This window comes from Stenotrophomonas sp. CFBP8980, assembly GCF_034046095.1.
GTDB lineage: Bacteria > Pseudomonadota > Gammaproteobacteria > Xanthomonadales > Xanthomonadaceae > Stenotrophomonas > Stenotrophomonas lacuserhaii.
On sequence record NZ_JAXCXF010000001.1, the window covers coordinates 701,240 to 726,372 of the forward strand.

20 protein-coding genes are annotated in these 25,133 nt (G+C 67.0%); 13 read left to right on the top strand and 7 right to left on the bottom strand.

What is annotated here, in order from left to right; all coding sequences use genetic code 11:
• Positions 1–9: 9 nt before the first annotated feature.
• The 8 genes from SOM47_RS03130 to hemC all read left to right on the top strand — a co-directional run bounded on the left by SOM47_RS03130 (position 10) and on the right by hemC (position 11,287).
• Complete coding sequence (locus tag SOM47_RS03130) at positions 10–1,428, top strand: Y-family DNA polymerase (protein ID WP_320504736.1); 1,419 nt, start codon at positions 10–12, stop codon at positions 1,426–1,428.
• Positions 1,425–4,640 (top strand): error-prone DNA polymerase, encoded by a 3,216-nt coding sequence (locus SOM47_RS03135; RefSeq protein ID WP_320504737.1) that lies wholly within the window; start codon positions 1,425–1,427, stop codon positions 4,638–4,640. The genes SOM47_RS03130 and SOM47_RS03135 overlap by 4 nt, the downstream gene beginning before the upstream one ends.
• A gap of 186 nt (positions 4,641–4,826) precedes the next feature.
• Entirely contained in the window at positions 4,827–5,000 is a 174-nt protein-coding gene (locus tag SOM47_RS03140) for a hypothetical protein (RefSeq protein WP_320504738.1), read from the top strand.
• Positions 5,001–5,391: 391 nt separating this feature from the next.
• Positions 5,392–7,302, top strand: a complete 1,911-nt coding sequence (gene mdoH, locus SOM47_RS03145; protein WP_320504739.1) for a glucans biosynthesis glucosyltransferase MdoH — start codon at positions 5,392–5,394, stop codon at positions 7,300–7,302.
• A gap of 39 nt (positions 7,303–7,341) precedes the next feature.
• Complete coding sequence (locus tag SOM47_RS03150; protein WP_042614446.1) at positions 7,342–8,001, top strand: alpha/beta hydrolase; 660 nt, start codon at positions 7,342–7,344, stop codon at positions 7,999–8,001.
• Positions 8,002–8,004: 3 nt separating this feature from the next.
• Positions 8,005–9,048 carry a sensor histidine kinase gene (locus SOM47_RS03155; RefSeq protein ID WP_042614445.1) on the top strand — a complete coding sequence of 348 codons (1,044 nt, stop codon included), beginning with the start codon at positions 8,005–8,007 and terminating at the stop codon, positions 9,046–9,048.
• Positions 9,017–9,787, top strand: a complete 771-nt coding sequence (locus tag SOM47_RS03160) for a response regulator (protein WP_200888426.1) — start codon at positions 9,017–9,019, stop codon at positions 9,785–9,787. The genes SOM47_RS03155 and SOM47_RS03160 overlap by 32 nt, the downstream gene beginning before the upstream one ends.
• Positions 9,788–10,378: 591 nt before the next feature.
• Positions 10,379–11,287, top strand: coding sequence for a hydroxymethylbilane synthase (hemC, locus tag SOM47_RS03165; RefSeq protein ID WP_320504740.1), 909 nt, complete (start codon positions 10,379–10,381; stop codon positions 11,285–11,287).
• A 51-nt stretch (positions 11,288–11,338) separates the two neighbouring features.
• Here hemC and SOM47_RS03170 read toward each other — a convergent pair whose 3' ends face one another.
• Together SOM47_RS03170 and SOM47_RS03175 are read right to left on the bottom strand one after the other, a co-directional pair.
• Positions 11,339–12,115, bottom strand: a complete 777-nt coding sequence (locus SOM47_RS03170; RefSeq protein ID WP_042614557.1) for a DUF481 domain-containing protein — start codon at positions 12,113–12,115, stop codon at positions 11,339–11,341.
• A gap of 100 nt (positions 12,116–12,215) precedes the next feature.
• Positions 12,216–12,890 (bottom strand): hypothetical protein, encoded by a 675-nt coding sequence (locus SOM47_RS03175; RefSeq protein WP_320504741.1) that lies wholly within the window; start codon positions 12,888–12,890, stop codon positions 12,216–12,218.
• Between the two features lie 83 nt (positions 12,891–12,973).
• On the opposite strand from SOM47_RS03175, the gene SOM47_RS03180 reads away from it, so the two are divergent.
• Both SOM47_RS03180 and SOM47_RS03185 read left to right on the top strand, forming a co-directional pair.
• Entirely contained in the window at positions 12,974–13,939 is a 966-nt protein-coding gene (locus SOM47_RS03180; protein ID WP_042614559.1) for a helix-turn-helix transcriptional regulator, read from the top strand.
• Between the two features lie 25 nt (positions 13,940–13,964).
• Positions 13,965–14,756: a MetQ/NlpA family ABC transporter substrate-binding protein gene (locus SOM47_RS03185; protein ID WP_320505054.1), complete on the top strand. Its 792-nt coding sequence runs from the start codon at positions 13,965–13,967 to the stop codon at positions 14,754–14,756.
• Positions 14,757–14,801: 45 nt separating this feature from the next.
• On the opposite strand, the gene glpK is transcribed toward SOM47_RS03185, so the two are convergent.
• The 4 genes from glpK to SOM47_RS03205 all read right to left on the bottom strand — a co-directional run bounded on the left by glpK (position 14,802) and on the right by SOM47_RS03205 (position 19,523).
• A complete protein-coding gene (glpK, locus tag SOM47_RS03190; RefSeq protein ID WP_320504742.1) occupies positions 14,802–16,292 on the bottom strand; it encodes a glycerol kinase GlpK in 1,491 nt (496 codons plus the stop codon).
• Between the two features lie 57 nt (positions 16,293–16,349).
• Positions 16,350–17,183, bottom strand: a complete 834-nt coding sequence (locus tag SOM47_RS03195; protein WP_192082856.1) for an MIP/aquaporin family protein — start codon at positions 17,181–17,183, stop codon at positions 16,350–16,352.
• Positions 17,184–17,204: 21 nt separating this feature from the next.
• Positions 17,205–18,710 (bottom strand): glycerol-3-phosphate dehydrogenase, encoded by a 1,506-nt coding sequence (gene glpD / locus SOM47_RS03200; RefSeq protein WP_320504743.1) that lies wholly within the window; start codon positions 18,708–18,710, stop codon positions 17,205–17,207.
• Positions 18,711–18,869: 159 nt separating this feature from the next.
• Complete coding sequence (locus SOM47_RS03205) at positions 18,870–19,523, bottom strand: OmpW/AlkL family protein (protein ID WP_042614563.1); 654 nt, start codon at positions 19,521–19,523, stop codon at positions 18,870–18,872.
• Between the two features lie 155 nt (positions 19,524–19,678).
• On the opposite strand from SOM47_RS03205, the gene SOM47_RS03210 reads away from it, so the two are divergent.
• The 3 genes from SOM47_RS03210 to lpdA all read left to right on the top strand — a co-directional run bounded on the left by SOM47_RS03210 (position 19,679) and on the right by lpdA (position 24,076).
• On the top strand, positions 19,679–20,233 hold the full coding sequence (locus SOM47_RS03210) for a DNA-deoxyinosine glycosylase (RefSeq protein ID WP_042614564.1): 555 nt from the start codon (positions 19,679–19,681) through the stop codon (positions 20,231–20,233).
• A 181-nt stretch (positions 20,234–20,414) separates the two neighbouring features.
• Positions 20,415–22,154: a dihydrolipoyllysine-residue acetyltransferase gene (aceF, locus tag SOM47_RS03215; protein WP_320504744.1), complete on the top strand. Its 1,740-nt coding sequence runs from the start codon at positions 20,415–20,417 to the stop codon at positions 22,152–22,154.
• A gap of 107 nt (positions 22,155–22,261) precedes the next feature.
• Positions 22,262–24,076 carry a dihydrolipoyl dehydrogenase gene (gene lpdA / locus SOM47_RS03220; RefSeq protein ID WP_320504745.1) on the top strand — a complete coding sequence of 605 codons (1,815 nt, stop codon included), beginning with the start codon at positions 22,262–22,264 and terminating at the stop codon, positions 24,074–24,076.
• Between the two features lie 88 nt (positions 24,077–24,164).
• Here the strand turns inward: lpdA and SOM47_RS03225 are convergent, their stop codons facing one another.
• Positions 24,165–24,983 (bottom strand): porin family protein, encoded by an 819-nt coding sequence (locus SOM47_RS03225; RefSeq protein ID WP_320504746.1) that lies wholly within the window; start codon positions 24,981–24,983, stop codon positions 24,165–24,167.
• Positions 24,984–25,133: the final 150 nt, after the last annotated feature.

Below are 25,133 nucleotides of genomic sequence, written 5' to 3' on the forward strand. Positions count from 1 at the left end.
GGTACGCCGATGCTCTGGGCCTGTGTACTGCTGCCGCAGCTGGCGCTGGATGCCGTCCTTCGCCGCCACCCTGATCCGGATACGCCGCTGGCGTTGGTCGGCGGGGCGGTGCAGCTGCGCACCCTGCATGCGGTGAATGCCGCCGCCGCGCAGGCGGGGCTGCAGGCCGGCATGCGGCTGACGGCTGCGCTGGCGCTGCTGCCGGATTTCCAGATGGTGGAACACGATCCGCAGTCCGATGCGCGCTGGCAGCGCTTCCTGGCTGCCTGGGCATATCGGCACAGCTCGCTGGTGAGCGCGCAGTGGCCGGGCTGCATCGTGCTGGAAGTGCGCGCCAGCTTCCAGCTGCTGGGCCCGTGGCCGGTGCTGCAGGCACGCCTGCGCGAGGAACTGCAGGCACTGGGCTTCCAGCACCGCATCGCGTTGGCGCCGACGCCGCGTGCGGCGATGGTGCTGGCCGGCATTCGCGATGGTTTTTCGGTGCAGGACATCGCGGCGATGCGGGCCCTGCTGGACCGCGTTCCGGTGCGCCGTGCGCGGTTGCCCGATGACGGCGGCACGCGCCTGAAGCAGATGGGCATCGACACCCTGCAGGCGCTGCGTGCGCTGCCGCGCGATGGCCTGCGCCGGCGCTTCGGATTGCCGCTGCTGGAACACCTGGACCGGCTGTACGGCCAGGCCGATGAGCCGTTGGCCTGGTATGCGCCGCCGGACCATTTCGATTCGCGGGTGGAGCTGGGCTATGAGGTGGAAAACCACATGGCCCTGCTGTTCCCGTTGCGCCGCCTGATCGGCGATCTGTGTACCTGCCTGTCGATCCGCGATGGCGGCGTGCAGCGCTTCGTGCTGCGGTTGGAACACGAAGAAGGCCATACCGACGTGGAGGTGGGCCTGCTGGCCGCCGAACGCGATGCCACGCTGCTGTTCGAGCTCACCCGCAACCGGTTGGAGCGCGCCAGCATCGACCAGCCGGTGGTCGCCGTGCGCCTGCTGGCACGTGAACTGCCGACCTTCGTGCCGGCCAGCCGCGATCTGTTCGATACCCGCAACCAGCAGCAGCTGCCATGGCCGCAGCTGCGCGAACGCCTGCGTGCGCGGCTCGGTGATGGCTCGGTCTATCGCGTGGGGCCGGCCGGTGACCCGCGCCCGGAGCGTGCGTGGCAGCGCGTGGAAGGCGATGGCATGGCCATTGCCGAAGCCCCGCTGCGTCCACCGCGTCCGTGTTGGCTGCTGCCCACGCCGGTGCCGCTGCGCGATCCGCGCGCGCGCATCGTGTCCGGTCCGGAGCGGCTGGAAAGCGGCTGGTGGGATGGCCAGGAAGCGCGGCGTGACTATTACGTGCTGGAGACTTCGCAGGGCCAGCAGGCCTGGGCCTTCGCCCTGCCGGGCCAGCAGGGCGACTGGATGCTGCACGGCTGGTTCGCATGAGCCGTATCGAAGAACGTGACGATGCCCCGTGCAAGCGCATGCCGCGTGCGTGGGAAACCCGCGAGCGACTGGCCGCGGCCAACGACGATGTACAGCATGAAGACATGCTGCCGGCGTATGCCGAGTTGCACTGCCTGTCTGATTTCTCGTTCCTGCGCGGCGCGGCCAGTGCCGAAGAACTGTTCACGCGTGCGCACCAGTGCGGCTACGAAGCCCTGGCGATCACCGATGAGTGCTCGCTGGCCGGGATCGTGCGCGGGCTGGAAGCCTCGCGGGCCACCGGCGTGCCGCTGATCGTCGGCAGCGAGTTCGTGCTGGAGTGCGGGCTGAAGCTGGTGCTGCTGGTGGAGAACCAAAGCGGCTACGTGCGCCTGTGCGAACTGATCACCACCGGGCGGCGTGCGGCAGGCAAGGGCAGTTACCGGCTGGCCCGGCAGGACGTGGAACGGGTGCTGGGCGATGCGTCCGGTGAAGGGCTCGGCCTGTTTGCGCTGTGGGTGCCGGGTGCACAGCCTGATGCCGGGCAGGCAGTCTGGATGCAGCAGGTATTCGTGCAGCGGACCTGGCTGGCCGTGCACCTGCAACGCGAACGCGACGATGCCGCACGCCTGGCCCAGCTGCTGGCGCTGGCCACGCAGCTGGGCATCGAGGCACTGGCCTGCGGCGATGTACACATGGACGTGCGCCGCCGCCGCGTCCTGCAGGACACCATGACCGCGATCCGCCATGGGCTGCCGCTGGCAGAATGCGGGGCGTTCCTGTTCCGCAATGGCGAACATCACCTGCGCACCCGGCGTGCACTGGGCAACATCCATCCGCATGCGCTGCTGCACACCGCCGTGGTGCTTGCCCGACGCTGCCGGTTCCGGCTTGACGAGGTGCGCTACCAGTATCCGGCCGAGCTGGTGCCCGATGGACATACGCCCAGCAGCTGGCTGCGCGAGCTGACCCTGCGCGGCATGCGCGAGCGCTGGCCGGAAGGCGTGCCGGACGCGGTGGCCATGCAGATCGACAGTGAGCTGGCGCTGATCGCCGACATGAAGTACGAAGCCTTCTTCCTTACCGTGGAAGACATCGTGCGCTTCGCGCGTTCGCGCGACATCCTGTGCCAGGGACGGGGGTCATCGGCGAACTCGGCGGTGTGCTTCGCATTGGGCATCACCGTGGTCAACCCGGCCGAAAGCCGCTTGTTGATGGCGCGCTTCCTGTCCAAGGAACGCGACGAGCCGCCGGACATCGACGTGGACTTCGAACACGAGCGGCGCGAGGAAGTGCTGCAGTACGTGTATGGAAAATACGGGCGCGAACGCGCGGCGCTGGCCGCCACGGTGATCCGTTACCGGGGGAAAAGTGCAGTGCGCGACGTGGCCAAGGCGTTCGGGCTGCCGTCGGACCAGGTGGCGCTGCTGGCCGAATGCTTCGGTTGGGGAAACGGCGAAACCCCGATGCAGCAGCGACTGGCCGAGGCCGGTTTCGATGCGGAAAATCCGCTGCTGCAGCAGGTGATGGCGGTGACCGAGCAGTTGCGCGACCATCCGCGGCATCTGTCCCAGCACGTGGGCGGCTTCGTGATCAACGATGCACCGTTGAGCACGTTGGTGCCGGTGGAGAATGCCGCGATGGCCGACCGCACCATCATCCAGTGGGACAAGGACGATCTGGAAACCATGAAGATGCTCAAGGTCGATTGCCTGGCGCTGGGCATGCTGACCTGCATCCGCAAGGCGGTGGCGCTGGTCGAAAAGCACCGCGGCCATCGCATCGACCTGGCCCGCCTGCCGATCGATGATCCACCCACCTTCGCCATGATCCGGGCGGCCGACACCGTCGGCGTGTTCCAGATTGAATCGCGTGCGCAGATGAGCATGCTGCCGCGCCTGAAGCCGAGAACGTTCTACGATCTTGTGATCCAGGTGGCGATCGTGCGGCCCGGGCCGATCCAGGGCGGCATGGTGCATCCGTTCCTGCGCCGCCGCCAGGGCCATGAAGCGGTGACGTACCCGTCCGAGGGCATCCAGGACATCCTCGGAAGTACCCTGGGCATTCCATTGTTCCAGGAGCAGGTGATGGAGCTGGTGATCCATGCCGGTTACGAGCCGCACGAGGCCGACCATCTACGCCGCTCGATGGCGGCTTGGCGCAGCGGGGGTGACATGAACCCGCATCGCGAGCGCATCCGCGGATTGATGGAGAAAAAGAACTACAGCTCGGAGTTCATCGATCAGATCTTCGAACAGATCAAGGGCTTTGGTGCCTATGGTTTCCCGCAGAGCCATGCCGCTTCGTTCGCCAAGCTGGTGTACATCAGCTGTTTCCTGAAGCGGCATGAGCCGGCCGCGTTTGCCTGCGCGCTGCTCAATGCGCAGCCGATGGGCTTCTATTCGGCCAGCCAGATCGTGCAGGACGCGCGCCGTGGCAGCGCCGAGCGGGGCGGCGTGGCCGTGCTGCCGGTGGATGTATGCATCAGTGATTGGGACAACACGCTGGAAGGCGGCGATACCCGCAACCAGCCGGCGATACGGCTGGGGCTGCGGCAGCTGGCCGGCTGCAGCGAAGCGGCCGCACGGGCGGTGATGGCGGCCCGTGCGCAGGCTCCCTTCGCCGATGTGGCCGACCTGTGCCGCCGTGCGCGGCTGGATGCAAAGGCCCGCCAGGTGCTGGCTGATGGTGGGGCACTGGCCGCGCTGGCCGGCAACCGCAATGCCGCGCGCTGGGCGGTGGCCGGCATCGAACGCGCGATGCCGTTGCTGGACGGCAGTCCGGACGAGCAGGACATCATGCTGCCGGCGCCCAACGTGGCCGAGGAAATGCTGTCCGACTACCGTGCCAGCGGGCTGACCCTGGGTGAGCATCCATTGGCGCTGTTGCGCACGCGGCTGCAGCAGGAGCGCGCGCTGGATTCGCGCCAGCTGCGCGCCACCGCGCATGGGCGCGGCGTGCACACCATCGGGCTGGTGACCCAGCGGCAGAAGCCCGGCACGGCCAACGGCACGGTGTTCGTCACCCTGGAAGACGAGCACGGCATGGTCAACGTGGTGGTCTGGTCGCACCTGGCGCTGCGTCGGCGCAAGGCGCTGCTGGGGTCGCGGCTGCTGGGAGTGCGCGGGCGCTGGGAGTGCGTGGACGGGGTCCGCCACCTGATCGCTGGCGACCTGCACGACTACAGCCACCTGCTGGCCGGCCTGAACGCACCATCGCGCGACTTCCGGTAGTGACGGCCGCTGGCCGTCAACCGCCTTGCTGACGGCCAGCGGCCGTCACTACCGGACACAGCACGGCCGTCACTACCGGGCGGGGTTGCACCCTACACGCAACAGTCACGGTTTTAGGGTAGGGTGCGCAATCCGTCGGCCCTGCGCCCCGCTGCCCGGGTCCGCCGGATTGTCCTTGGAGGATGCATGAGCAAGTCCGCTTCAGTGGAAACCACCCCCGGTCCGGTGCTGCTGCCGACCCCGGAAGTACAGCAGGCGCAACACCTGCTCGCCCGCCAGCAGATCGCGGCGGCGATGGAGCGCGCCCGGCGCGCGGCCGACGCCGATATCGCCGAACGCCAGGCCGTACTGTCGCGCTGACCCGCGCGTGATGGAGGCGATGACGGCCAACGGTCGTCACCCCCGATCAAGTCGTCATGCCGTGGGCGCTACGGCACGGCCTGCCCCACCCTCTCAAATGGTAACTGTTATCATTATCATCCATCTTCAGGGGGAGTGCGTCAGCGCGTGCCGCGGTTTATCCTGAATGGGGGAAAACCCCAGCGAGACCCCTTCGCGCTCGGCTTACACGCAGCGACCTAGACTGAGGCGCAATTTTTTTGAATCTACCGGGTGAGCGATTCGTGGGCTCCTGTAATGAGAGAGATCGGTTGCGGGCCCTGAAGCGCGATGTGCGGAACGGGGAAGCGTGGGATGGATCGTGTTGCGCAGGCAGCACGGCAGGCCTGCGCGTTGACGCGAGGTAACCTGGATGACTGAGACCCCCCCCCGCGTCCGGCTTGATGCAGGCCTGGCGATGCTGCCCGATGGCGGCTCGCCGCTGCCCATGCCCGAACAGGAACTGCACCGGGGCGAGCTGAAGATCCGCCGCCACCGTACCTCGCCGCGCCTGATCGGGCTGCGCCGGGCCTACCTGTTCGGTGGCACCGCGCTGATGACCGCTGCGGCCACCGTGATGATGTGGCGGGTGCTGTCGCCGAACGGGGTCAGCGTGCTGGAGGCCTGCCTGCTGGTGCTGTTCGTCGGCCTGTTCGGCTGGATCGCGCTGGCCTTCGCCAGTGCCGTGGCCGGCTTCCTGACCGCGGTGTTCGATCGTGGCTACCGGCTGGGCATCGACCCGGACGAGCCGCTGCCGCAGCTGCATACGCGTACCGCGTTGCTGATGCCCACCTACAACGAAGACCCGCGGCGGCTGCTGGCCGGCCTGCAGGCGATCTACGAATCGGTGGCGGCCACCGGCCAACTGGCCAACTTCGATTTCTACGTGCTCAGCGATACGCGCCGCGAAGACATTTCGCATGCCGAAGAGCAGGTATTCGCCGAACTGCGCGAAACCCTGGATGCGCACGACCATCTGTTCTATCGCCGCCGCGCCGACAACGGCGGGCGCAAGGCCGGCAACATCGCCGACTGGGTGCGCCGTTTCGGTGGCGACTATCCGCAGATGCTGATCCTGGACGCCGACAGCCTGATGACCGGGGACACCATCGTCCGCCTCGCCGCCGGCATGGAACACAACCCGGACGTGGGCATCATCCAGACCCTGCCGGTGGTGGTCGGTGGCCGCACGCTGTTCTCGCGCATGCAGCAGTTCGGCGGCCGCGTGTACGGCCCGGTGATCGCCCGCGGCGTGGCGTGGTGGCACGGCGCGGAAAGCAATTACTGGGGCCACAACGCGATCATCCGCACCGTGGCCTTCGCCGAGAACGCCGGCCTGCCCGCGCTGCCCGGGCATGAGCCCTTCGGTGGCCACGTGCTCAGCCACGACTTCGTGGAAGCAGCGCTGATGCGTCGCGGTGGCTGGGCCGCGCACATGGTGCCCTACCTGAAAGGCAGCTACGAAGAAGGCCCGCCGACGCTGACCGACATGATGGTGCGCGACCGCCGCTGGTGCCAGGGCAACCTGCAGCACGGCAAGATCGTCGGCAGCCGCGGCCTGCACTGGATCAGCCGGGTGCACATGCTGATCGGCATCGGCCATTATTTCACCGCCCCGATGTGGGCGATGCTGATGCTGATCGGCATCGCCATCCCGCTGTTCCAGGAGGGTATCGACCTCAACGGCGTGCTGCATCTTTCGCCCAGTGTCTACTGGCGCACCCAGGACGAAACCCACGTGGTGCGGCTGTTCGCGGTGACCATGGGCGTGCTGCTGATGCCGAAGATCCTCGGCTACCTGGCCACCCTGCTGGAACCGGCCTGCCGTCGCGGCTGTGGCGGGGCGGTGCGGATGTTCATCGCCATGCTGCTGGAAACCGTGCTGGCCGCGCTGATGGCCCCGGTGGTGATGTACGTGCAGTCGCGTGGCGTGGCTGAAGTGCTGGCGGGCAAGGATTCGGGCTGGGATGCCCAGCAGCGTGACGATGGCCGCGTGGACTGGTTCGCACTGGTCAAGGCCTACGGCGGGCTGAGCCTGTTCGGCGCCTTCATGGGCGTGCTGGCCTGGGCGGTTTCGCCGGCGCTGGCGGCCTGGATGGCCCCAGTGGTGATCGGCATGATGCTGTCCATCCCGGTGGTGGCGCTGACGTCCTCACGCGGCCCGGGCAGCTGGCTGCGCCGGTTGAAGCTGATGGACATCCCCGAAGAACGCGATCCGCCGCAGGTGCTGGTGCGTGCCGCGCAGCTGCGCCGCGAAGCGCTGTCAAAGCCGCCGCTGTACTGAGTCGCGCATAATGCGGCTTCGATACAGAGGAGCCGCAACATGCTGCAGACGGTGGAACAGGAAACCGGCGCATCGCCGCAATGGGCAGTCATCTGGCTGCATGGGCTGGGTGCGGACGGCAACGACTTCGCCCCGATCGTGCCCGAGCTGGTGCGTCCTGGCTGGCCGGCGCTGCGCTTTGTGTTCCCGCATGCGCCGGTGCGTCCGATCACCATCAACAACGGCGTGCCGATGCGCGGCTGGTACGACATCGTCGGCATGGACTTCCGTTCGCGTGCGGACATGGACGGTGTGCGTGCCTCGGTGGTTGAACTGGATGCGCTGATCCAGCGCGAGATCGACCGTGGCATTCCGGCCGAGCGCATCTTCCTGGCGGGCTTCTCGCAGGGCGGGGCGGTGATCCTGACCGCTGCCCTGCAACGTACCGCACCGCTGGCCGGGCTGATCGCCCTGTCCACCTACCTGCCCGAAGCCGAGACCGCCGCGCGCATCGATGGCGCCGTGCAGGTGCCGGTGTTCATGGCGCACGGCACGCAGGATCCGGTGATTCCCCTGCAGGTGGCCGAACACACCGCCGCCACGCTGCGCACGCTGGGCGTGGAGGTGCAGTGGCAGTCCTATCCGATGGCCCACCAGGTGTGTGGCGAAGAGATCAACGCACTCGCTGACTGGCTGCAGACCCGCCTGCAGGCTGGCTGACGCATGAGCACGCCTGCCGCCACGCCCTGGATGCCCGAGCTGTGCCGCCTGCCGCGGCTTGCCGCGATGTGCGGCCTGGCGTTGCTGGTGGTGGTGGTGCTGGCGCTGGCGCCTGACGACGGACGCCACTGGAGTCTGGGCCGGTTGCTGTCGGCCAGTGGTTTTGCGCTGTGGCTGGCGCTGGCAGTTACCGTGGCGCTGTGTGGGCTGCGCAAGCTGCTTTCGAGCCTGCCTGCGCTACCGGGATCGGTGGCGGCCATCGCGCTGACGGCGGTGATCGCGGTGATCGGCGCGGGCATCATCCATGCCCTGTATGCGGCACTCGGCGATGACTTCGCCAACGGCATCGGCTTCTGGCGCTTCACCCTGGGCAGTGCGGCCACCACCGCACTGATCAGTGCGGTGGCGCTGCGCTACTTCTATGTCAGTGACCGCTGGGCGGCGCAGGTGCAGGCACAGGCCCGTGCCGAGGCCGATGCCCTGCAGGCACGCATCCGCCCGCATTTCCTGTTCAACAGCATGAACCTCATCGCCAGCCTGGTACGGCGCGATGCGGTGGTGGCCGAACGCGCGGTGCTCGACCTGTCCGACCTGTTCCGCGCCGCATTGGGTGCGGGCGAGGGCGATTCGACGTTGCACGAAGAATGCGAGCTGGCCGAGCGGTACCTGTCCATTGAATCGCTGCGGTTGGGCGAACGTCTGCAGGTACGCTGGCAGCGACCTGCCGAACTGCCCTGGCAGCAGCCGATGCCGCGGCTGGTGCTGCAGCCGCTGGTCGAAAACGCGGTACTGCACGGCATATCGCGACTGCCCGAAGGCGGCCTGATCGAACTGGAACTGGCCTGCGTGGACGCCGTGCTGCAGATCCTGATCCGCAATCCGGCACCGGACCCCAGCGCACCGGCCTTGTCGCTGTCACGCGGTACCGGGCATGCCCTGCACAACATCGCCCACCGGCTGGCATGGCGCTTCGGTCCGGCCGCGCGGATGACGGCAGGCTGGAGCGGGGGCTACTATGAATGCCGCATCGCCATACCGGTTCGATGAGGGGAGCGCCGTGAGGGTAGTGATCGCAGATGACGAACCGCTGGCGCGCGAGCGCCTGCAGTCGCTGCTGGCCGATCTTCCCGATGTCTCCGTAGTGGCCGAAGCGGCCAATGGCGAGCAGGCGCTGCACGCCTGTGCGGAGCTGCAGCCGGACCTGGTACTGCTGGATATCGCCATGCCCGGGCTGGATGGGCTGGAGACCGCGCGGCATCTTGCGACCTTCGAACCGCGCCCGGCGGTGGTGTTCTGCACCGCCTACGATGCACATGCGTTGTCGGCCTTTGAAGCGGCGGCGATCGATTACCTGATGAAGCCGGTGCGGCCGGAACGGCTGGCGGCGGCGATCGAGCGGGCGCGTGTTTTCCTGGCCGGGCGCGGTGACTCGCAGGGCAATGGCGATGGCCGTGCGCGCACGGTGTTGTGCGCGCGCCTGCGCGGCGGCCTGCGTCTGATTCCGGTGGAGGACATCCACTACCTCCAGGCCGAGGAAAAGTACGTGGTGGTGCACCATGCACGTGGCGAAGACCTGATAGAGGAATCGCTGAAGTCGCTGGAAGAAGAGTTCGCTGCCCGTTTCGTGCGCATCCACCGCAATTGCCTGGTGGCCCGCCACGAGCTGATCGAACTGCGCCGCGGCACGGCCGGGCAGGTGCAGGCGGTACTGCGGCATGGCAAGCAGCCGTTGGAGGTAAGTCGCCGCTGCGTGGCGACCCTGCGGCAGGATCTGCGTCACCTGTAAGAACGTCGACATCACTATCAACGGCAAAAGCTGCAGGGCTGTGTGTTGGCGGGGCGGGGTGGCTGTGCAGGACACGCCGCAAGCACGTCCATGTAGGCTCGCTTTTCGCATCCATGCGAAAAGACGGTCCTGCACAGCCACCCCGCCCCACCTTCGACAGGTCCATGGCGGCCTTGGACATGCGGCTCTGGTAGCGCCGACCCATGGTCGGCGGAATGTTCCCGCCAAAGGCCCGCTGCGCTCGCCGACCATGGGTCGGCGCTACCGCTTTTCCTTCTTTCATTACGTGGCGGGCGGCCCCGGAACCTGTCAGGGCGCCGGGCGGTGGGGCTGGGCGGGGGCGTTGAGCGCCATGGATGGCGCGAAACGAGGCCCGCATGGGTGAGGGCGCTTTGCTTGCGAAGCACGGCTTCGCAAGCGCCCGAACGCACAGCCGCCCAGCGGCTGGGCCGGACCCCGGAGGGGTAGTTTTTGCCGTCCCCCGACCGGCCCCACCACCCGGCGCCAAGCACGCAGCCTGCTTTTCGCAGCAGCCCGCCACGAGGGGGTTCCACCCGTTCGCCCCCCATCCCGATGCGCGATAATGACCGCATGGATACCCTGCGCATCGCCACCCGCAAGAGCCCGCTCGCCCTCTGGCAGAGCGAATACGTCGCTGACCGGCTTCGCCACGCCCACCCCGGCCTGCATGTCGAACTGATACCGATGAGCACCCGCGGCGACGAAGTGCTGGACCGCTCGCTGGCCGCCATCGGCGGCAAGGGCCTGTTCCTGAAAGAGCTGGAGCTGGCGATGCTGCGCGGCGAAGCGGACTGCGCGGTGCATTCGCTGAAGGATGTGCCGATGGAACTCGACGCGCCGTTCGTGCTGCCGGCGATCCTGCCGCGGCATGACCCGGCCGACGGCTTCGTTTCCAATCTGTACGCCTCACTGGATGCACTGCCGCTGGGCGCGCGCGTGGGGACCTCCTCGCTGCGCCGCCAGGCCCAGTTGCGCGCGCTGCGCCCGGACCTGGAACTGCTGGACCTGCGTGGCAACGTCAATACCCGCCTGGCCAAGCTGGACAACGGCGGCTACGACGCCATCGTGCTGGCCGTGGCGGGACTGGAGCGGCTGGGACTGGGGCAGCGCATCGTGGCACGCCTGCAGCCGCCGCACTGGCTGCCGGCACCGGCGCAGGGGGCGGTGGCGGTGGAATGCGATGGCGGCAATGCCGAGCTGCTGCGCTTGTTCGCCGCGCTGGACGACGCGCGCACCCGCAGCTGCGTGGAGGCCGAGCGGGCGATGAATCGCACGTTGCATGGCAGCTGCCATGTACCGGTGGCGGCGATCGCGCAGTGGCAGGGCGAGGACCTGCACCTGCAGGGACTGGTTGGCGGCGTGGCCGATGGCGGTGCGGTGCGTGCCGAAGCCGTGGGCCCCGGCACGGATCCCGAGGCGCTGGGCAGGACCGTGGCGCAGCTGCTGCTCGATGGCGGGGCAGGCGAACTGCTGGTGTAGCGCCGGGCGTAGTGCCGACCAAGGTCGGCACTACCGGGGAGTGCGGTCGCCTTATTTGAACTTGTAGACCACGTTCATGGTGGTCAGCGTGTCGGTCTTCTGCTTGTCGTCGGCCACGTCGCTGTTGTGGCGCGCCTGCCAGGCGGCCTTCAACGCGAGATGTTCGTTCATGCTCACCGACACGCCGAAATCGTTCTGCGCGAAGGTGTTGTACGAACCGGATTCGACCAACAACGTGTTGACCAGGTCGGTGTTGGGGGTCAGCGAATACTTGATGTCGAAGAAGCCACGACCGATCAGGCCGGTGCGGGTCTGATCGTCTTCGGTGCTGTGGGTGCGGCGCACACCGGGGCCGACCTGGGCGTCCAGCGAGAAGCGGTCATTGCCCCACAGCCGGGTGCCGTAACCCAGACCGAACGAGCTCTGCCGATCGTAGGTGGCGAAATCGTCGCGCTCGTAACGGACCGTGGCGGTGATCTGGCGGTGTTCGCCCAGTTGCAACGCGCTGCCGGCACTGCCGGTGTAGCGGTTGGCGGTGGTGTTGCTGACCTTGCTTTCGGTGCCGTCGTCGTTGGTCTGGATCGATTCCGAACGCGAACGCAGGCCGAACAGGTCCATGCTGTGCACCCAGTCGTCATCGGTGTAGCGCAGGCGCAGGCGACCGTTGGCGCTCTCGGTGGTGCTGTTGCCGCGTGCCGAAGCGAAGCCCAGTTCACCGCCGCTGCCACTCCACGGAGAGGTCATCGCCGCCAGTTCGGCGGGGTCCTGGGCGAATGCCGCAGGAGCGGCCAGCAACAACGGAACCAGCAGGGAAACACGCAGGGACATCAGGAATTCTCCGGGGGCGGGGATCGAACGCAGTGCGTGATGATAGCGTTAACCCCTCGCTGCCTCGACCGCAGACGACGCCGCGCTTCAGTCGGCGTTTCTACAAATCCCCATTCAGGACAGAGGGAGCTGCGTCCCCCGGTGGCGGAACCTGCAGCGTTGGATCATTCAAACGGGAATAGCGCAGGGTGATCCGGTAGGGCTGCTGCTTGTTGAAGCCATCGCGCTGGATCTGCCGCGGAAGCCCGTCGCCGCCGATCCAGTACTGCAGCGTCTCGCCGCTGCCGGCAGGGCCGTCGATCCGGTACACGCGCGTGGCCGTGCCGTCGATGTCGGCCGGCCCACGGTCGTCCACCCGCAGGTCCTGCAAGCTCGCTTCGGAGGGCAACGGGCTGCGCCATTGTTCCAGCGTGCCGGCCGGCAGCGGGACCTGCTGCATGCGGCCCTCCGCCTGCAGGAAGAAGGTGTCGCCGATGATCGTCTGCACGCCGGCCGGTGTGTCCAGCCGATAGCGGTCCGGGGCCACGAAGTCCATGCCGCTGCGGTTCACCTGGCCCGCCTGTGCGCCGTGCAGTGTCATCTCGGCGTGGAAGCTGCGCAGGCTGGCGAAACGTCGGCTGGCCTCCAGCACGGCCGACGCTGGGTCCGCCGCCGGCGTTGCCGCCGGGTGCGCGGCATCAGCCAATGGCACGCTGGCCGGCGGCGGGGTGGGGTGTTCGCAACCCACCAACAGCGCGGCAGCCAGGACCAGGGAGAAGCAGGGAAGCAGGCGCATGCGGGGCAGGCCGAGGCGTGGGGATCGACACGATAGCCGATCATGGCCGCCACAACGGTCGCGAGTCGGACATAATCGGGGTCATGGACCGATACGAACGCATCACCGCCCTGCATCGTCTGCTCAAGTCTGCCCGCTATCCGGTCACGGTGGCGACGCTGCAGGACAAGCTTGGCTGTTCCCGTGCCACGGTCTACCGCGACCTGGCCTTCCTGCGGGATGCGCTGATGGCACCGATCGAAGGCGACGGCGAGGCGGGCTTCCGCTACATGGCCGATGAAAGCGATCGCTTCGAGCTGCCCGGGCTGTGGCTGAGTTCGGAGGAACTGCACGCGTTGCTGGCCTCCCAGCACCTGCTCGCACGCACCGGTGGTGGCGTGCTGTCCTCGGTACTGGCCCCGCTGCAGCAGCGCATCGAAGGCCTGTTGGCGGCCCAGGCCGGCGTTTCCAGCTGGCCGGTGGACCGGGTCCGCGTGATTCCGCACCGGGTGCGCAAGTTCGACGAAGGCAGCTTCCGCAGCGTGGCGTCGGCGGTGCTGGAACGCCGCCAACTGGCGTTCGAATATCGCGCGCGGTCCACCGACGAGGCCACCCGCCGCACCGTTTCGCCGCAGCGGCTGACCCACTACCGCGACAACTGGTACCTGGATGCCTGGGACCACGACCGCGATGCCCTGCGCAGTTTCGCCGTGGACCGCATCAACAAGGCACGGGTGGTCGATGCGCCGGCCACCGATGTCGATGACACCGTGCTGGACGCCCAGCTGGGTGCCAGCTATGGCATCTTCTCCGGCGCCCCGAAAGGCTGGGCGACGATCCTGTTCAGCGCCAAGGCCGCCCGATGGGTGGCCGACGAGCACTGGCACGCCAACCAGCAGGGCCGTTACCTGGCCGATGGGCGCTATGAACTGAAGGTGCCCTACAGTGTTTCCCGCGAATTGCTGATGGATGTGCTGCATTACGGTTCCGATGCCGAGATCATCGAACCGGTGATGCTGCGCGAACAGGCCAAGAGCCTGCTTGCCCTGGCCCTCAGCAATTACGAATGACCCTCTCCCCCGAGACCCTCCCATGATGAAGAAGTCCCTGTTGTTGTCGCTGTTCGCTGCCGTGGCCCTGGCCGCCTGTGGCAAATCCGGCGAACCCTCGCAGAAGCTGATCGTGGCCGCCACGGCGGTGCCCCACGCGGAGATCCTCGAGGTGGTCAAGCCGATGCTGAAGGAGCAGGGTGTCGACCTGGATGTGCGCGTGTTCAACGACTACGTGCAGCCCAACGACCAGCTGGTGCAGAAGCAGGTGGACGTCAATTACTTCCAGACCGAGCCCTACCTGGACGCGTACAACCGGGATCGCAAGTCCGGGCTGGTGACCGTTGCCGGCGTGCACATCGAGCCCTTCGGCGCCTATTCGCGCAAGGTCAAGTCGCTGGACGAACTGCGCGAAGGCGCCGACGTGGTGATCCCCAATGATCCCAGCAACAACAGCCGCGCGCTGATCCTGCTGCACAACGCCGGGGTCATCCAGCTGCAGGACCCGAAGAACGCGCTGGCCACCCAGCGCGACATCATCGCCAACCCGAAGAACCTGAAGTTCCGCGAGCTGGATTCGGCGATGCTGCCGCGCGTGCTGGACCAGGTCGACCTGGCGCTGATCAACACCAACTACGCGTTGGATGCCGGCCTGAACCCGACCCAGGATGCGCTGGCGATCGAAAGCAAGGATTCGCCGTACGTGAACTTCCTGGTGGCGCGCACGGACAACAAGGACGACCCGCGCGTACAGAAGCTGGCCCAGGCGTTGACCAGCCCGCAGGTGAAGGAATTCATCGCGCAGAAGTACAAGGGCGCGGTGCTGCCGGCGTTCTGATCCATCGGTCCGCCGGGCACGGCCCGGCGCTGACGGAACCCCGCGTCACCACGCCAGGGCCGCCTTGACGGCCCGTTGCCAGCCCGCATACAGCGCCTCGCGCTGGGCCGCCGACATCGTCGGCTCGAAGCGCCGGTCCACGCCCCATTGGGCCGCGATCTGCGCACGGCTCTCCCAGAAACCGGTGGCCAGCCCGGCCAGGTAGGCCGCGCCCAGCGCGGTGGTTTCCGCCACCTGCGGACGCAGCACCGGCACGCCCAGCAGGTCGCTCTGGAACTGCCCCATGAAGTCATTGGCAATCGCCCCGCCGTCGGCGCGCAGTTCCTTCAACTCGATGCCTGCGTCGGCCTGCATGGCGGCCAGCACGTCGCGGGTCTGGTAGGCCATCGATTCCACCGCAGCGCGGATGAAGTGTTCTTTGGTGGTGCCGCGGGTCACCCCGAACATCGCGCCGCGCGCATCGCTGCGCCAGTACGGCGCGCCCAGCCCGACGAAGGCCGGCACCAGGTACACGCCGCCGGTATCGGGCACGCGTTCGGCATAGGCCTGGCAGTCGCTGGACTTGCCGAACATGCGCAGCCCGTCGCGCAGCCACTGCACCACCGAACCGGCGACGAAGATCGAACCTTCCAGCGCATATTTCACCTGGCCGTCGAGGTTCCACGCGATGGTGGTCAGCAGGCCGTTGGCTGAAGTGACCGCCTGGCGCCCGGTGTTCATCAGCATGAAGCAGCCGGTGCCATAGGTGTTCTTGGCCATGCCCGGTTCGAAACAGGCCTGCCCGAACAGCGCCGCCTGCTGGTCACCGGCGATGCCGGCGATGGGAATCTGCCGGTCGAAGAAGAACTGCGGCCGCGTATGGCCGTACACCTCGCTGCTGCTGCGCACGTCCGGCAGCATCGCGCGCGGTATGTCCAGCAGCGCCAGCAGCTCCTCGTCCCAGGCCAGGGTATGGATGTTGAACAGCAGCGTGCGCGCGGCATTGGTCATGTCGGTCACGTGCACCGCGCCGCCGGTGAGGTTCCAGATCAGCCAGCTGTCGATGGTGCCGAACAGCAGTTCGCCGCGTTCGGCCCGCGCCTGCGCGCCGTCCACATGGTCCAGGATCCAGCGGATCTTGGTGGCGGAGAAGTAGGCATCCACCACCAGCCCGGTCCGGCTGCGGATCAGCGCCTCATGGCCATCGGCCTTCAACTGCTCACAGATCGCCTGGCTCTGGCGCGACTGCCAGACGATGGCGTTGTGGATCGGCTGGCCGGTCGCCCTGTCCCAGACGACCGTGGTTTCGCGCTGGTTGGTGATGCCGATGCCGGCGATGCGGCGCGGATCGACCTGCTGCTGGTTGAGCAGTTCGGTCAGGGTGGTATAGACGCTGGTCAGGATCTCGCGCGGATCGTGTTCCACCCAACCGGGCTGTGGGAACAACTGGGCGAACTCACGTTGCGCGCTGCCCGCGATACGACCATCACGGTCGAACAGGATGGCACGCGAACTGGTGGTGCCCTGGTCGATGGCAAGGATGAAATCAGGTTCCATGAAGGTGTCCTGGTCGGTTGGTGGGACGCTGCGGCAGCGACGCGCGCGGCAGGGAGTTCATTGTGCGCCGCGTTCGCTCGCAACGACCGTGGAATCCGCCAGCGCACGCTGGCGCGCCGGCAGGAACGGCAGGATGAGCCAGCGGTAGGCGGCCCCGCCGAGCGCGCCGCCGATCAGCGGGCCGAGGATGGGAATCCACCAGTAATGGTGTTCGGCCGGCAACGCGGCGCGGTCCCAGCCGGCGAGCCAGGCGAACACGCGCGGACCGAAGTCGCGGGCGGGATTGAGCGCCCAGCCCTCCAGATAGCCCATCGACGCGCCGATGCAGGCCACCAACAGGCCGATCATCAGCGCGCCGCCGTTCGCCCCCGGTGCGGCTTCGTTGTAACGCTCGGTGATGGCGAAGATGCCGAACACCAGGAACGCGGTCAGGATGACCTCGTTGCGCAGCGCATGCAGCGGCGTGACCGCCAGTCCCGGCGCAGTGAAGAACACCCCGGCCGCTCCTCCTTCAGCGCGGGTCATGCCGTGCAGGTCGTTGTAATGGTCGATGACCGGGCCATACAGCAGCAGCACGATCGCCGCGCCGAGGAAACCGCCCAGCACCTGCGCCGCCCAGTACGGCAGCACGCGTGACCACGGAAAACCGCGATACAGCGCAAGGGCCAGGGTCACCGCCGGATTGGCGTGGGTGCCCGATACCGACGCCGTGGCGTATATCGCAACGGTGACCGCCAGTCCCCAGGTGATGCACAACCCCCAGTAGGCATGCTGGTAGGGGCTGGGGTCGTACAGCAGGTACATGGCGGCTGCAGAGCAGCCGATGCTGATGATGATCGCCACCGCGACCGCCTCGGAAATCAGTTCGCCTGCAAGCTGCCGTGGTGACATGCGGTGTTCCTCATCGTGCAATCAGGGAGAGCCCACGGCGCGTCGGCCGGTGGCAGCGTGGGTGTCCAGCCAGCAGGCCAGCCGATGCTGCTGCGCGGCGTCCAGCGCCAGGCCCAGTCGGGTCCGTCGCCACAGCACGTCATCTGCCTGGCGAACCCATTCGTGCGCACACAGGTAGCGCATTTCGGCTTCATACAGATCAGCGCCGAAATGCGTGCCGAGCGCGGCCATCGAATCGGCCTGGCCGAGGATCAACGCGGCCCGCGCGCCATAGGTGCGGGCCCAGCGCGCCGCGAGCGCTGGCGGCAGCCATGGCCACTGCGTTGCCAGCCAGGCCGCGCCCTGCGCCGGCGTACCGCGTTCGGCCCCGGGCAGCGGCGCGCCGGTGGCTGTCCATGCAGGCGCTGCATTGCCGCCATGGCGCGCCAACAGGTCAACCGCCTCTTCGGCCAGGCGTCGATACGTGGTCAGTTTGCCCCCGAGTACGTTCAACAGCGGCGCGCCACCGGCATCCAGTTCCAGCCGGTAATCACGGCTCAACGTGCTGGCTTCCGCGTCCGCGTCGTCCAGCAATGCGCGCACCCCGCTGAACTCCCACACGATGTCGCGCGGGCTGGTCTGCTGGCGGAAGCTGCGATTGGCCGCCGCGCACAGATAGTCACGCTGGGCATCGTCCACGTGCACAGCGCCGGGATCGCCATCGAAGTCCACATCGGTCGTGCCGATGAGGGTGTAGTGGTCTTCAAAGGGAATGGCGAACACGATGCGGCCATCGGGTTGCTGCAGCAGGTAGGCATGGTCATGCGTGTACAGCGTCGGCACCACGATGTGGCTGCCCTGTACCAGCCGCAACGGCGTGCGCCGGGTCAGGCTGATGTCGTCGACGAACCCTGCCGCCCAGGGACCGGTGGCATTGACCAGCATGCGCGCGCGCACGCTGCGTGGGGTGCCGTCCGGATCCAGCAGGTCCACCGACCACCCGTCGGACTCTCGCCATGCCTGTTCGCAGCGCGTGCGCGTCCAGATGCGGGCACCACGCTCGGCCGCATCGATCGCATTGAGCACCACCAGCCGCGCGTCCGGCGCCTGCGCGTCGGTGTAGGTGAACCCACGGCGCAGGCCATCATGCAGCGGTGCGCCAAGCGGATGGTTGGACAGCCGCAGTGGACGCGATCGAGGCAGCAGCGGTGATCGTCCACCCAGGTGGTCGTAGAGCCACAATCCCAGGCCGATCAGCCACGCAGGCCGAAGGTGGGACTCATGCGGCAGTACGAAGGGCAGCGGCTGCACCAGGTGCGGCGCGATCCGCAGCAGGACCTCGCGTTCTTTCAATGACTTGCGGACCATGCCGAACTGGCGGTGTTCCAGGTAGCGCAGCCCGCCATGGATGAGCTTGGAGCTCGCGCTGGACGTGTGCGAGGCCAGATCGTGCTGTTCGCACAGGGCGACATCCAGCCCGCGTCCCGCCGCGTCGCGGGCGATCCCGGTTCCGTTGATCCCACCGCCCACCACCAGCATGTCGAGCATCTGCGGTCGCCCTCCGGCAGGCATCTGCCATCTCTGGGCCGAGCCTAGCGCACTGCGGCTGGCGGAAATGTGGCATGCGCACCGTTGCGCGTGCGCGGTGAAATGACAACGGGCCCCGAAGGGCCCGCTGCAGTAAAACCGATGGTGCTTGCGACGTGCTTAGAAGCGCGCGCCGATACCGAAACCGACAGTCCACGGATCCAGCTTGGCGTCTGCGCCGGTACCTTCGCCGCCGACCTTCACTTCCGGACGTGCGTGCATGTAGCGCGCATCGGCGCGGGCGAACCAGGTGGAGTTGATGTTCATGTCCACGCCGACGGTGCCGATGGCGCCCTTGGCGGTTTCCAGACCGATGTGCTCGGTGACGCCCGGCGCGGTCAGCTCTTCATTGCTGAAGTTCGACTCGTAGTAACCGACGCCGACGAACGGACGGAACACATTGTCCGCCTGACCGAAGTGGTACTGGCCGCTCAATGCGATCGGCTGCTGTTCCACCGTGCCCAGGCGCTCGTTGCCGACGCCGCGCACGCGGTGGTTGAACTTGTCGGCTGCGCCCCACAGTTCAACGGCCCAGTTGTCGTTGATGTAGTAGCTCAGGCTCAGGGTCGGTGCCGGGCCGCCATCGAACTTGCGGATGCCTTCAACCGGATCGTTCTTCGGCTGCAGCAGGGCCACACCGCCGACGACGGCGAAGTGCTTGCCCGACGCCGTGTCGGTGCTGCTGTCAGTGGCCGAATAGTCCTGCGCGAAGGCGCTCGGAGCAAACGCGGCGGCGGTCAGCAGGGAAAGGCTCAGGATACGGATGGAGCGCATGGGGGAATCTCCTCGGGGTTCTTGTTATGGGTCCCCTGTCGGGGCGCAGCCAACGTATTCCCGTGAACATGAATCAAGTCCGACGCGCGTTAAAAATTAGTTGGGTGTGTTCAGCAAAACGTGGGTTCTGCCTACTGCCATGTAGAGTGTCCTACATGGAAGATGTTCATGCAGATCGTCGAGATGTGACTGAAAACGACCTGTGCGTCGGGCTTGCTGCGCAGCTCGGTGCGCGCACACGTGTGCTGGTGCTGGGTTCGATGCCGGGCGTGGCGTCCCTGCGCGAGGCCCGTTACTACGCCCATCCACGCAACCGCTTCTGGCCGTTGATGTCCCTGTTGGCCGGGATCGATGCGCGGCTGCCGTACGCGGCGCGGGTGGCTGCGCTGAACGACGCCGGTATCGGCCTTTGGGATGTGATCGGGCGATGCCGCCGGCGGGGCAGCCTGGATGCGGACATCGTGCGCGGCAGCGAGGTGCCCAATCCGATCGCGGAGGTACTGGCGACGCTGCCGGCACTGCAGTTGGTGGCGTGCAATGGTGCCGCCGCACACCGCGCGTTCCAGCGCTTCATCGTTCCGGGCCTGCAGCGGCCGCTGGACGTACCGGTGCTGGCGCTGCCCTCGACCAGTCCTGCCAATGCGGCCGTCTCGCTCCCGGCGCTGCACCACGCCTGGCGGGCGGTAGGTGAGTCACTGGCGCGCCTGTAACGAAGGGACAATACGCCACCGACTGGAAGCTGTTGGTGGCATGCCGTTGCAGCGCAAGCGCCCTGCTACAACAGCGTGTCCCGGGACAGTGCGGACTGAAAACGCCATCAACGGTTGGCGAGGGGGCCATGCTGGCCGCACAATAGAGGATTCCCTACACCAGATTGCCGGAGTTATCCCCATGGCCGAAATCAAGGAAGCCCTCGTCCCCGATATCGGTGACTACAGCGATATCCCGGTAATCGAGGTGCTGGTCGCCGTCGGCGACACGGTCAAGAAGGACCAGGGGCTGGTCACGCTGGAAAGCGACAAGGCGACGATGGAAGTGCCCTCGTCGGTCGCAGGCGTGGTCAAGGAGATCAAAGTAAAGGTCGGCGACAACCTCTCTGAAGGCAAGGTCGTGGCGCTGATCGAGGTCGCTGAAGGCGACGCACCGGCCGCCAAGCCGGCCGCCGCCGCCGCTGCCGCACCTGCGCCGGCCCAGGCTGCCGCCGCCCCGGCGCCAGCCGCCCAGCAGAGCGCCCCGGCCGCTGCCGCCCCGGCCCCCGCCGCCGGTGGTGGTGGTGCGGTGGAAGCGCTGGTCCCGGACATTGGCGATTACTCGGATATCCCGGTCATCGAGATCCTGGTCGCCGTGGGCGACACGGTGAAGAAGGACCAGGGCCTGGTCACGCTGGAAAGCGACAAGGCCACGATGGAAGTGCCCTCGTCGGTCGCCGGTGTGGTCAAGGAAATCAAGGTCAAGGTCGGTGACACCCTGTCGCAGGGCAAGGTCGTGGCGATCATCGAAGCCGAAGGCGCGGCCAATGCCGCTCCGGCGCCGACCAAGGCCAACGCCGCAGCCAACGAAGCGGCCGAAACCGCCACCAAGGTCGAGCCGGTCGCCGTGCCGGCACAGCCGGACAAGCTGGCTGCCCGCGAGATCGCCAGCGCCCCGTCCGCCGGGGCGCCGACCAGCCCGCCCGTGCAGTTCAATGCCGACAGCGTGCTGCCGGCCAAGGTGCCCTATGCCACCCCGGCGGTGCGCGTGTTCGCCCGCGAACTGGGCGTGGACCTGCTGCAGATCAGCGGTACCGAAAAGGGCGGCCGCATCACCAAGGGCGACGTGCAGAAGTTCGTCAAGGCCGCACTCACCGGCGGCGGCGCTGCTGGCACCTCCGCGCCGGCTGCTGCCGGCGGTGGCTTGAACCTGCTGCCCTGGCCGAAGGTGGACTTCAGCAAGTTCGGTGAGGTCGAAGTCCAGCCGCTGTCGCGCATCAAGAAGATTTCCGGTGCGAACCTGGCGCGCAACTGGGCCATGATCCCGCACGTCACCCAGTTCGAACAGGCCGACATCACCGATCTGGAAGCCCTGCGCGTGGCGCTGAACAAGGAAAACGAGAAGGCCGGCATCAAGCTGACCATGCTCGCCTTCCTGGTCAAGGCCAGTGCCGCGGCACTGAAGAAGTTCCCCGAGTTCAACGCCTCCCTGGATGCCAGCGGCGAGAACCTGACCCTGAAGAAGTACTTCAACATCGGCTTCGCCGCCGACACCCCGAACGGCCTGGTCGTTCCGGTGGTGCGCGATGTCGACAAGAAGGGCGTGGTGCAGATCGCGCAGGAAAGTGGCGAGCTGGCCAAGAAGGCACGTGACGGCAAGCTGGGTCCGGCCGACATGAGCGGTGGCTGCTTCTCGATCAGCTCGCTGGGCGGCATCGGTGGCACCGCGTTCACCCCGATCGTCAACGCACCGGAAGTGGCGATCCTGGGTGTGTCCAAGTCATCCATCCAGCCGGTCTGGAATGGCAAGGAGTTCGCGCCGAAGCTGATGCTGCCGCTGTCGCTGAGCTACGACCACCGCGTCATCGATGGCGCACTGGCCGCACGCTTCACCACCTACCTGTCGCAGGTACTGGCGGACATGCGCCGCGTACTGCTCTGATCGAGCCGGCAAGCCCCCTCCGTGTGGCCGCCGCCCTGCGCGCGGCCGCGTGACGAACTGCAGCAGACGCCCGCCGGCCCTCCCGCGCGGGCATGAAGGAAACCACCATGGCCACGATTGAAGTCAAGGTTCCCGACATCGGCGATTACAGCGATGTGCCGGTGATTGAAATACTGGTCGCCGTTGGCGACACGGTGAAGAAAGACCAGGGTCTGCTGACCCTGGAGTCCGACAAGGCAACGCTGGAAGTGCCGTCTTCGGCCGCCGGCGTGGTCAAGGAGCTGAAGGTCAAGCTCGGCGACACGCTGTCCGAAGGCGCCGTGGTGGTGCTGCTGGAAGCCGAAGGCGAGGGCGCCGCACCGGCCGCGCCGGCCAAGGCGGCCGCACCCTCGGCGCCTGCCGCCCCCAACAGCAAGCCGCCGGTGACCCCGTCGCACCGCGCCCCGGCTGAGCCGGTCGCGCCGAAGCCTGCGCTGTCTTCCGGCAAGGCCGCCGACATCGAATGCGCGATGGTCGTGCTGGGCTCCGGCCCCGGCGGCTACACCGCCGCGTTCCGTGCCGCCGACGTCGGCCTGGATACCGTCATCGTGGAGCGTTACGCCAGCCTGGGCGGCGTCTGCCTCAACGTCGGCTGCATTCCGTCCAAGGCGCTGCTGCATGCCGCCGCGGTGATCGATGAAGTCGCCCACGCCGGCGATTTCGGTGTGGAATTCGGTGCGCCGAAGATCACCCTGGACAAGCTGCGCCAGTACAAGGAAAGGGTGGTCGGCCAGCTGACCAAGGGCCTGGCCGGCATGGCCAAGCAACGCAAGGTGCGCAGCGTGCAGGGCGTGGGCCGCTTCGTGTCGGCCAATGAGCTGGAAATCACTGCTGAAGACGGCAGCACCCAGCTGCTGCGCTTCCAGCAGTGCATCATCGCAGCGGGTTCGCAGGCGGTGAAGTTGCCGAACTTCCCGTGGGACGACCCGCGCGTGATGGACTCCACCGATGCGCTTGAACTGGCCGACGTGCCGGGTTCGTTGCTGGTGGTCGGTGGCGGCATCATCGGCCTGGAAATGGCCACCGTGTATGCCGCACTGGGCAGCAAGGTCACCGTGGTGGAGTTCATGGACCAGCTGATGCCGGGCGCCGACAAGGACCTGGTCAAGCCGCTCGCTGACCGCCTGAAGAAGCAGGGCGTCGAAGTACACCTGAAGACCAAGGCATCCGGCGTCAGTGCCGACGCCAAGGGCGTGACGGTCACCTTCGAAGCCGCCGCGGAAGGCGAGACGCCCGCGTTGCAGCAGGGCACTTTCGACCGCGTGCTGGTGGCCGTGGGCCGCTCGCCGAACGGTGGCAAGATCGGTGCGGAAAATGCCGGCGTGCAGGTGTCCGATCGCGGCTTCATTCCGGTGGACCGCCAGATGCGCACCAACGTGCCGCACATCTTCGCCATCGGCGACATCGTCGGCAACCCGATGCTGGCGCACAAGGCAACCCATGAAGGCAAGCTGGCTGCCGAAGTGGCTGCCGGGCACAAGAAGGAATGGGTCGCACGGGTGATTCCGTCGGTGGCCTACACCAACCCGGAAATCGCCTGGGTCGGCGTGACCGAAACCGAAGCGAAGGCCAAGGGCCTGAAGGTCGGCGTGGCCAAGTTCCCGTGGGCGGCCAGTGGCCGTGCCATCGGCATCGGCCGCACCGAAGGTTTCACCAAGCTGATCTTCGACGAAGAGACCCATCGCATCATCGGCGGCGCCATCGTCGGTGTGCACGCCGGCGACCTGCTCGCGGAAATCGGACTGGCCATCGAGATGGGCGCGGAAGCCGAGGATATCGGCCATACCGTCCATGCCCATCCGACGCTGAGCGAATCGGTGGCGATGGCATCGGAAATCTACGACGGCACGATCACCGACCTGTACATGCCGAAGAAGAAGTAAGCCGCCAGGCCCCGGGCGCAGCCCGGGGTGTTCCCGGCCCAAAAAAAACCCCAGGCATGCCTGGGGTTTTTCGTCTGCGCAGCGGGGATCAGAACGACAGGCTGACGCCGGCCACCGGGCCCTTGAACTCCTGCTTCAGGCCGATCACGCCGTCACTGCCCTTCTGGTCGACGTCCAGCTTGAACCAGTCGTAGCCGGCGAAGAGGCCGAAGTTGTCGGTCAGGCGGTACTCGACGATCGCGTTGGCGCGGCTCAGGTCGCCTTCGTAGTCATCGAAGCTGCCCCAGCTGGTGTTGAGGTACTGGCCCTGCAGGTTGATCATCCAGCGGTCAGCCGGGTTGAAGGTCAGGCGTGCACCGACCACCGGCGCCACGCCGTTTTCCTTTTCATCCAGGAAGCGGCCGTTGTAGACGTTGCCCAGATCGGCATAACCCTTGGCGCTGATCTGCGCCCATTCGGCACCGATCTGCAGGCCGAGGTCGAAGCGGTCAGTGTCCACGACCGAGTAGTCATACACCAGGGTGGCAACCTGGTACTTCAGCTCGGCCTTGACGAAGCTGCCTTCCGGAACGTTGATCTCGCCGAAGGCGATACTGTCGTTCAGCGTCTCACGGCGGTCCTTGTCCCACTTGAAATAATCGAAGATCAGGCGCTGGCGGTCGCTGAAGCGGAACACGCCATCCACGCGCGGCTCCCATTCCTTGCCGCCCATGCTGAAATCTTCGTTGAGGTTCACGTCCTGGCCGGCAACGGTGGTGCTGCCGCGGATCGTGTTGTCGGTATCGATGTTCATCGCACCCAGGCGCAGCGTGAAGCGGTCATCGCCTTCGGCAGCATGCGCGTTGGAGGCAAAGCCGGCGCCGACGGCGGCCAGCGAAAGAGCAAGCAGGGTGGTAACGGGGCGCATCGGCAGGAATCCTTGCAGTGGTTCAACGAAAGTTGCGCCACTATCGCTATCTCCGCGTCCACCATTCGTGAGCGTATTGTGTAGGCGGCGTCTTCACAGGTCGCTATCAAGCGTGACGACAAACGGTCGTCACCCACCGAAGCACGGTCG